This window comes from Akkermansia sp. N21169 (assembly GCF_029854675.1).
Taxonomy (GTDB): domain Bacteria; phylum Verrucomicrobiota; class Verrucomicrobiia; order Verrucomicrobiales; family Akkermansiaceae; genus Akkermansia.
The window spans coordinates 59,952-65,951 of record NZ_JARWNC010000024.1; the positions used below are offsets into that span (position 1 = coordinate 59,952).

Genomic DNA, 6,000 nt, shown 5'->3' on the forward strand with positions numbered 1-6,000 from the left:
TTCTCAATATGATTTATTCTAAGTTTCTTCCCTTCGTGCTATGCATGGGGATAGGCATTGCCTGTTTCCCCGTGTCTGCCAAAGAGTACGCTACTCTTGGCGAAGCCCAGGCGGCTAAGGTGGCCGACAACAATGAACCGGTGGATCGTCTCGGCGTTCTCTGGAAAGTGACCGACAAGGATCGGGAAAATGCGGGCAAGGCATGGAAGATCATCTCTGATTATAACAAAAAACTGGCAAAGACGGACCGCAAGCTCTATGCCGTGTACGTTACCTTCAAAGACAGGCCCGCCTTGGCTCATTACAAGGATCGTTATGACCGCATTCTGAAGAACATTCAGGCATATTATTACGATCAGATGCGTGCCAACGGTTTCCCCGGACTGACTTTTGCCCTTGACCTGGATGACCATGGCAAACTGAAAATGTATGAAGCCCATGTGGATGTCCCCATGGAAAAAGTAACGGTTCGTTCCTCCGGGCCTCTGGCCCGTGAAGCTGCCAAAAAAGTACTCGCGGAAAATGGTATTGATGCAGATAAGAACCATATTCTTGTCGTTTGCCAGCTCCCGGATGGAGTTGGACCGTATTATGGAGGCGGTTCATTCGCCTCCGGTACGGGGTGGACGTGCGACCAGGATGGTCTGGATACCAAGAATTTCAAGAGGACGGATTACTTCGGCGGACGGTACAAGGCCAGTTATGGCCGGAATGCTACGATCTATATTGGAGGAACGGCTCATGAATTGGGACATTCGTTCGGACTTCCCCATACTCGCGAAAATTCTTCCTATCCCAAAAAGGAGAACGGTACGTCTCTGATGGGGTCCGGTAACCATGTGTACGGCAACGAACTCCGCAAGGAAGGCAATGGTACGTTCCTGGCTCCGACGGATGCCATGATGCTGGCTTCCATCCCATTGTTTCGCGGTTATGAGACCGGGCTTTCTTTCCGTTATGCGGGAGGAGACCTCGGCGTGAGCCGCAGGTATTCCAACGGAGATTTCATCAAACTGGACGCTTCTCCCATTCCTTTCGGAATGCGGCTTTCAGGTGTCGTCAAAGAGAACCCCAAAAATCCTCCCTATGCCGTGATCGTGCGTCTCAATCCTCCCGGCAATAATGATTACGACACGTATTCCGTAGCGGATGTCCCTGATGAAGACGGTTCGTTTTCTTTGGATATCGACTATCCCGGACATACGGGGTATGTCGATGTAACGATTTACATTCAGTACGCCGATGGATCTCGCTCCCAGATTGCCATACCTTCCACGATGAATAAGGATGGCTTGGCGACGGATTCCCTGCGTGACTTCGTCCTTTTCAATGAGGTGATTTCCTACTGGGATCGCATGCAGAACGACAAGGCTCGCGAAGCCTTGGAAAAAATTAAAACCCAGTATGCCGGAGATACCTCCGTCATGAAGTCGGTTGCCAGGTGGGAAGATGTTCTTACTAATAAGCAGCCCACCTTTAAGGGGGATCTTTCCAGTGTCCCGGATTCTGAAAAGAAAGTAAGCCTGCTGGATTACAAACCGTCTTCTTCGAAGTCCGGATGGCATGGCCCGTTCTGGAACCGTCTGGCTCCCAGCACATCCGGCCTGGATGCCTTCTTCTCGAGTGGTCCGGTGAAAAACTATATCATGAATCATGCCGTTGGCGACCTAGTCTATCATTTGGATGGCAAGTGGGATGAATTTTCCGCTACTGTTGGCGTTCCTTGCAGCAAGGACGGCAGTGTCGTGTTTGAAATTGTCGGAGACGGCAAGCCGTTGTTGACGAGTAAAACCCTTAAGGAAGGGGAAAGCGTTCCGGTTAAGGTTTCGGTCAAGGACGTGAAAGTCCTCGAAATCAAACTGAACGATGCCGGCGACGGCAATCGGAGCGATTGGGGATTGATCGTTTCTCCTGAATTGTCCCGATAGTTGCTGGAATAACGCGCTTTTGTGACCGGCGCCCGGCGGTATTTTCCGCCGGGCGTTTGTTTTCATTCCGCGTCTGTATTCGTTAAATTGTCTTGTCAACGAGTGAGGAATAAGTGTTTCTAGAGGTCGTACATGAGAGGGATTCAACGAAACATCGGAGTTCTATTGATGGGATCCGGCATAGCGGCGTTTATCGCTGCTACCTGGGCTGTCGAGAATGGATCGTCCGACCGTGTCGGGGCTGCCGCGTCCCTTCTGTTGGGAGACAAGTCCCTTGACCGTCCCAGGGAAGAAAATCCCGTGTCCGGGATGTCCGAACAGCTGATGGGGCAATTTGCCGATGGAGACGGAATGTCTCCTGATATTCCAGAAAACGTTGATATCCAGTGCGACGGTACCGCGACCGTAGATAGGGATGCCAATACCCTCACGTTCGTCGGTAATCCGACAGTGTATATGGCGTCGGACAATAAGATTGAAATCTACGCGCATCAGGCTGTTGTGAATTCGACTGAAAAGACTGTTACCCTCACGGGAGATTTGTCTATTTACCGTGACGGCAGTTTGACCCGCGCGGAAAAAGCGGTGTATAACTATGAAACAAAAGAGCTGACGACCGATGGCATCAAAGCCAAGAGTAACGGCATGCTTCTTCGCAGCGGTACATTCAGTTACGCCAAAAACGACAAAGGAGAGGATTATCTGGAAGGATTCGACGCCTCCGTTTCATCCGAAGACGATCAGGATCCCGATACATGGATTTCGGCCAAACGCATTCGGATTTATCCCCAGGACCGGTTGAATTTTTCTCATCTGACATTCAATTACAAAAACGTTCCTTTTTTCTATTTCCCTTATTTTTCCCATTCCCTGAATCCTCGAGAGGGCTACATGCCTTCATTGGGCGCTCGTTCCTATTGGGGGGCTTTTATGCTGAACCGTTACGGTATTTTGTCCGGGAACCGGCGGGTGGAGAAGGGGAGGCCGACAGCCGATTACCTCTTCCAGTCTCATTTGGATTACAGGTCGCGCAGGGGGGGGGCCATCGGGGAAGATATCGTTGACTTGAAGCTGGAACAGGAAGCCTCGAATATGAAGGGACTGTCTGTTTATTATGCATACGACCAGGATCCTTCGATCAGCCCGACTGACGAACCGCGCAAGGGAGTCGACAACAATCGCTGGCGCATTGCCCTCCAGCAGATGTGGAAACTGTCTCTGGAAGAATATCCCGGCGCCCGCTGGAGGGCCAAGGCCAATATCAATGTCCTGAGCGATCAATACATGCTCAGAGATTTCTATCAGGATTTATTCGAAGCCAATTCGGAACCCGACAATACGCTGACTCTGGAGAGGACGGACAAGCAATCCGTGCTGACGTTGCTTCAACGTATGCCGATCAATGATTTTTACATTACGGATCAGCGTTCGGAAATCAGTTATGACCGGATTCGCGGCTCCCTGATGAACAGCCGTTTCATCTACGAAAGCCAAACCAGCTTTGCCCTGATGCGCCAAGTTGTTCCGGCCGAGATGCGAATGACCGTACGCGACAGACTGGAGCAACTCCCGCAGAACGATCCCAACCGTGAATTCTGGGAACACATGCTTCAAACGGACGGCTTCCTCCGTTTCCATACCTACCACGAATTGTCGCGTTCCTACAAAACTGCCGGATTCCTCAATATTACCCCCCGCTTAGGAGGCGGTTACACGGCTTACATGGATCCGACAGGGGATCTGGGCTCCTTCAACCAGGGAATCTTCTATGCCGGTCTTGATACGTCTTTCAAGATTTCCCGCAAATACAATTCTGTTCGGTGGGATGCGCTGGGACTCAATACGATGAATCATATCATCCAGCCGTATACCACCCTGATGTACATGGGGGTTAACGAGCTGGATTCTCCCTATCCCCGTATTGACGGCAGTGCTTCCACAACCAACCCTATGGCTCTGAGTGTAGGCAGGATGACGGAAATCGACTCTCTGTCCACATGCTCTGTTTTGCGTTACGGCGTCAGGAACTTCCTAATGACGGAACAGGATAATTCGGCCAAGCAGTGGTTTTCCTGGGATGCTTTTATGGACGCTTATCTCCACAATGCATCCAGCGATAAAAAATTCTCGAACTTGTATTCCATGACCAGGTGGTCGCCCCTGCCTTGGTTTTCCTATGCATCCGTTGTTCAGTTCCCTGTATTGGGAGATGAAAAACGAGAGAATTACCAGGAATATAACAACTCTCTTTGGTTTCAGCCCTTCCGTTCGACGGAAATCCTCTGCAGTCACCGTTATCTGACAAAGCATCCCCTGCTCGAAGACAGCAATCAGCTCAACCTGCGCGTCATTTACCGTATTTCCGAAGAACTGGCCTTGGGTGGTTCCTGGCGCTGGGAAATGAAGCGCAAAGATAAGAGGCTGGAAATTCAGGAATACAATATCTACAAAAATATGGGTTCCTGGTACTTCGGGTGCGGCTTGTTCATGCGTGTCAACGGCGGCAAGGATGAACTGGGCATAGGCTTTAGCTTCACGCTGAAGGAAACTGGCAATTATATGCCATTTACTTTCAATTAATCATTAAATCATACCCATCGAAAATACCCATGACTGTTCAAGAATGCCTCGGCAATATGCAATGGCGCTACGCGTGCAAGAAATTTGATCCTCTTCTTCAAATCCGTGAGGAAGACTGGGATGCCATCCGCCAAATGATTGTCCTGAGTCCGTCCTCGGTAGGACTGCAGCCTTGGAAGTTCATCCAGGTAGACAACCCCGAATTGAGGCGGAAACTCCGTGCCGTTTCCTGGGATCAGACCCAGGTGACGGACGCCTCCCGCCTGATTGTCTTTTGTGCCCGGCGGGAAGTGACGATGAACGATATTGACCGCTATCTTGCCCGTATCGTTGAAATCCGCGGCGTTACGCTCGAATCTCTGGAAGGGTACAAGCAGATGATGAACGGTCTTATCTTCAGCAAAACGCCCGGAGATCTCAAAGCATGGATCGAACGCCAGGTATACATTGCTCTTGGTGTAGCTATGACCGTTGCTGCCCAGCTTCGTGTGGACACCTGTGCCTTGGAAGGCATTGATCCCCTCCAGTACGATGCGATTCTGGGACTTGAAAGTACCCCGTACAGGACTTTGTGCGCCTTGGCATTCGGTTATCGCAGCGCCGAAGATCGTTATGCATCCATTCCCAAAGTGCGCTTTGATGTGGATGACGTGATGGAAACGCTTTGATCTTTTTCTTATAACACTCAATATATTTCTTTTATGATTCTGGATAACTTAAATGATTCCGCCTTGTACGAAGGTATTAATCCGCTTTTCAAACAGGCTTTTGACTACATCAAGTCTCTCGATCTCGCGACTGTAGAATTGGGGAAAACCGTTTTGGTGGATGACGAACTCATTGTCATGGTCAACAGCACCGGGCTGAAATCCCCCGACAAGGCCAGAATGGAAGTTCACAATGCTTTCATCGACATCCACGTTCCCATTTCCACCGTGGAACGCTTTGCCTGGAAGCACAGAAGTACCCTGGAAACGGAATCCGAACCCTTCGACCATGAAAACGATGCCCAGCATTTTGAAGATGCTCCGACGACTTACGTCGATGTCCAGCCTGGCGAATTCGTGATCGTCTTTCCGAACGATGCCCACGCCGGCTGCATCGGTTCCGGAGAAATCCGCAAAATCGTCGTCAAGGTGAAGGTCCGGTAAGGACCTTCACCCCTCCTCCGTGTAAACGGAGGGGACTATGTTGATGAATCCAAACAAGAGACTGTCTCTTCCGTATTTTTCAATCCTTCGTGAGACAGCCTCAAATAATAAAAAGAGCTAATATTTGATTACCACGGAGGGTAAAATGCTTCGTGGAGTCGGAGCAGGGCTTCGAGGATCGCAACCACGAAGCCCTGGCTTGTATTGAGCACGGGAGACAGCCAGATTCCCGCCCTAGGGCGGAGAATGTCAAAGAGTCAGTGCCGATACAAGCCCCATCCGGGGATCCGATCATTCCAAATCTCGAATAGTTGAAAGGACCGTCTCCCCGAGATGAGTCC

At 50.4% G+C, this 6,000-nt stretch carries 4 protein-coding genes; all 4 read left to right on the forward strand.

What is annotated here, in order from left to right; all coding sequences use genetic code 11:
* Positions 1–8: 8 nt before the first annotated feature.
* The 4 genes from QET40_RS01195 to QET40_RS01210 all read left to right on the forward strand — a co-directional run bounded on the left by QET40_RS01195 (position 9) and on the right by QET40_RS01210 (position 5,659).
* Complete coding sequence (locus tag QET40_RS01195) at positions 9–1,928, forward strand: NPCBM/NEW2 domain-containing protein (protein WP_280125341.1); 1,920 nt, start codon at positions 9–11, stop codon at positions 1,926–1,928.
* Between the two features lie 132 nt (positions 1,929–2,060).
* Positions 2,061–4,508, forward strand: coding sequence for a hypothetical protein (locus QET40_RS01200; RefSeq protein ID WP_280125342.1), 2,448 nt, complete (start codon positions 2,061–2,063; stop codon positions 4,506–4,508).
* 29 nt (positions 4,509–4,537) lie between these two features.
* Entirely contained in the window at positions 4,538–5,176 is a 639-nt protein-coding gene (locus QET40_RS01205) for an NAD(P)H-dependent oxidoreductase (RefSeq protein ID WP_280125343.1), read from the forward strand.
* A 33-nt stretch (positions 5,177–5,209) separates the two neighbouring features.
* Positions 5,210–5,659, forward strand: coding sequence for a YhcH/YjgK/YiaL family protein (locus QET40_RS01210; RefSeq protein WP_280125344.1), 450 nt, complete (start codon positions 5,210–5,212; stop codon positions 5,657–5,659).
* Positions 5,660–6,000 lie beyond the last annotated feature (341 nt).